2 protein-coding genes are annotated in these 1834 nt (G+C 70.7%); one reads left to right on the plus strand and one right to left on the minus strand.

The annotated features are described in order from the left end of the window. Positions 1-856: divergent polysaccharide deacetylase family protein (locus CVM52_RS25490; protein ID WP_133120003.1), on the plus strand; the 856-nt coding region annotated here is incomplete at its 5' end. A 92-nt stretch (positions 857-948) separates the two neighbouring features. On the opposite strand, the gene CVM52_RS25495 is transcribed toward CVM52_RS25490, so the two are convergent. Then, the gene (locus CVM52_RS25495) at positions 949-1725 is read right to left on the minus strand and encodes a glycoside hydrolase family 25 protein (protein WP_100165041.1); all 777 of its coding nucleotides are present in this window, start codon (positions 1723-1725) and stop codon (positions 949-951) included. Between the last annotated feature and the right edge of the window lie 109 nt (positions 1726-1834).

Genomic DNA, 1834 nt, shown 5'->3' on the forward strand with positions numbered 1-1834 from the left:
CCTGGCCGCGCTGCCGCAGTTGGGGGACGAGACCACGGCGGAGGGTGCGCCGGGCGAGCTGCGCCCGACCGTCGGCAAACGGGTGTTGCCGCTGACCGAACGGGGCCGCGGCGGGGCAGAGCAAGCCGCGCTTCCCGGCACCGATGGCAGCGTCGCTGCCGAGATGTCGCCGCTGCAGCGCTATGCCGTGCCGTTCGAGAACCCCGAGGGCAAGCCGCTGATGGCGATCGTGCTGATCGACGACCGCGGCGCGCTGGGGGTGGAGGCGTTGCAGGATTTCCCCTATCCGCTGACTTTCGCCATCGATCCCACGGCGCCGGATGCCGCCGAGAAGATGGCGCGCCACCGCGCCGCCGGGTTCGAGGTGGTGGCGCTGATCGACCTGCCGGAACAGGCGACGGCACAGGATGCCGAGGTGGCGCTGACCGCCAGCTTTGCCACCCTGGACCAGGCGCTGGCGATCCTGGAAGGCACCGGCAGCGGCATCCAGGGCAATCGCGGCCTGTCCGACCAGGTGAGTGATTTTGCCGGCAGCACCGGGCGCGGCCTGATCACCCAGGGCTCGGGGCTGAACACGGTGCAGCGCCTGGCGCTGCGCGACGGGGTCAAGGCGTTGCCGGTGTTCCGCGATTTCGACGGCGCCGGGCAGAGCCCGACGGTGATGCGCCGGTTCCTGGACCATGCGGCGTTCCGCGCCAGCCAAGAGGGCGGGGTGGTGATGCTGGGCCGGGTGCGGCCGGCGACGATTTCGGCGCTGCTGTTGTGGGGGTTGCAGGACCGCGCCGGCCGGGTGGCGCTGGCGCCGGTCTCGGCGCTGCTGAACCGGGCCGGCACCGAGGTGGCGGCGCCGAACTGAGGCGCTCCGCCATGTCGGTTCAGTCTTGCGTTGCGGGCGCGGCTTCGCGCCGCTTAGGGCGAAAGTATTTCTGAAAGGGCAGAAGCCAGGGGTTATTGCGCCCAGGCCTGCCAGCTGTCGGCAGTGCCGGCAAAGGCATTGATGTCGACCGGGCCGTCGATGCCGGGCACCACGCCGGTGCCGGTATATTGCCAGAAGGTCCAGCGCTTGCCCGGATAGATCTCGCCGGGATGCCCGGCCACCGAGCGCAGCCAGAATTCGGTGCCGCCCAGATCGCCGATGCCGGTGTCGCGATAGAAATCCGGCGTGGTGTAGATGATCGGGCGGCGGCCGTAATGGCGTTCGAGGATGGCCAGGAAACGGCGCGCCTCGGCCCGAACGGTGGCGCCCGGCGGGCGCAGGCGGCAGGTGGGCGAGCGGTGGTTCCATTCCAGGTCCAGCACATGCGGCAGCGCCCGCGCGTCGCGCGGCACGTTCCGGATGAACCAGCGCGCCTGGTCTTCTGCCGGGCGGCAGAAATAGAAATAGTGATAGGCGCCCCAGCGCATCCCGGCGCGCCGGGCGCCCTGCCGGTTTTCGGCGAATTTCGGGTCGAGAAAATCGCCGCCCTCGGTGGCCTTGATATAGGCAAAGGCGATGCCGGCGGCGCGGGCACGGCGCCAGTCGATCTCGCCCTGATAGCGCGACACATCGATGCCATGGACCGGGTAGCTGGCCGGGTTGCGGCCCTGCCAGTCATGCGGGTCAAAATCGCCGAAGGGCAGGGCATGGCTGACGAAGGCCCGGCGCGGCGTGTCGACCTGGCGCGGCGCCGGCGCGCAGGCGGCCAGCACCGCCGCCACCAGCATGATCAGCCCGATTCTGCGCATCCCGGTCTCCTGCCCCTGATTGGCCCGCATTAAGGCCGGGGCAGGGGATTCGATCAACCGGGGCCGCCGGGCCGGTGGCGTGTTTGCGCCGGTGGCCCGCTGCGCGCGG

The sequence above is a fragment of the Pseudooceanicola lipolyticus genome, assembly GCF_002786325.1.
Classification (GTDB): domain Bacteria; phylum Pseudomonadota; class Alphaproteobacteria; order Rhodobacterales; family Rhodobacteraceae; genus Pseudooceanicola_C; species Pseudooceanicola_C lipolyticus.

Bases quoted from the DNA above. Each gene is read 5' to 3' on its own strand.
- CVM52_RS25495 (WP_100165041.1), bottom strand. From the start codon at position 1,725: ATGCGCAGAATCGGGCTGATCATGCTGGTGGCGGCGGTGCTGGCCGCC.